This is a genomic window from Gardnerella sp. 26-12, from assembly GCF_001660745.1.
GTDB classification, from domain to species: Bacteria; Actinomycetota; Actinomycetes; order Actinomycetales; family Bifidobacteriaceae; genus Bifidobacterium; species Bifidobacterium swidsinskii.
In genome coordinates, this window is sequence record NZ_LWSR01000158.1 from 1 (window position 1) to 1,175 (window position 1,175).

The following is a 1,175-nucleotide window of genomic DNA, read 5'->3' on the forward strand; positions in this document are numbered from 1 at the left end:
ATGCAACTGGAATATCTACTCTTCAACAAACTGATATTTCTACTGAACAGGCTGCACAGCAAAAAATGCCTGTCTCTGTTCAACGCGATGCAATTACACATTTAAATACGTGCGCAACTTTTGATACTTTTGTGCCTGGCGATTCAAATCGTTTTGCAAGAACTGTAGCTTTGGCAGTCGCAGAGGGTTCCGGCAGAGATTTTAATCCTTTATGTATTTATGGTGGCTCCGGTCTTGGCAAAACTCACTTGCTTAATGCAATTGGCAATTATGCTTTAGTAAAAGATTCTTCACTTAAAGTGCGTTATGTAACAAGTGAGGAATTCACTAATGAATTTATTGAAGCTCTTCAAACACCAAATCAAAGTCAAGGTCAAATCGCTGATTTTAATAGGCGATATCGTGAAGTAGATGTTCTTCTTATTGACGATATTCAGTTCCTTGGTGGAAAAGAAGCAACACTTGAACAATTCTTCCATACTTTTAATTCTTTATATCAAGCAAATAAGCGAATAGTTATAGCTTCAGATGTTGCGCCAAAAAATCTTAAGGGATTTGAAGCACGCTTAATTTCCAGATTTGAATCAGGTCTTACGGTTGATATTAAACCGCCAGATTTGGAGACGCGTATTGCAATTCTGAGAATGATGGCATCAATGAATCACTGTAATGTTCCAAGTGACGTACTTGATTTAATTGCTGAACGTTTTACAGAAAATATTCGTGAACTTGAAGGTGCATTGACACGCGTTACTGCTGTAGCATCTTTAAGTAATCAGCCTGTTAGTAAAGCTTTAGCTGAACAAGCATTACAAGATTTCTTTGCTACAGATATTGAAGTAAGGCCAACTGACATCATTAGTCAAGTAGCTCAGTATTTCCACATGACTTTTGATGAACTTGTTGGTCGTCAGCGCACAAAGAATGTTGCACTCGCTCGTCAAATTGCAATGTATCTTGCAAGAGAAATGACAAGCATGAGTTTGGTTGATATTGGCGAAGTTTTTGGCGGTAGGGATCATACTACAGTTATGCATGCTTATACTCGAGTAAGTGGCGAGATGCAAGAAAAGCAAGAAATTTATAACTACGTTATGGAATTAACTGTTCGTTTAAAACAAAATCCTGTTGAGCGTAGAAATTAAACTTATTTTCCACATATTCATGAATAAATG

1 protein-coding gene is annotated in these 1,175 nt (G+C 37.1%); it reads left to right on the top strand.

The window, feature by feature from the left end; translation table 11 throughout:
• A partial coding sequence (gene dnaA, locus A5295_RS06000; protein ID WP_064622172.1) for a chromosomal replication initiator protein DnaA occupies positions 1-1,145 on the top strand: 1,145 nt, incomplete at its 5' end.
• Positions 1,146-1,175: the final 30 nt, after the last annotated feature.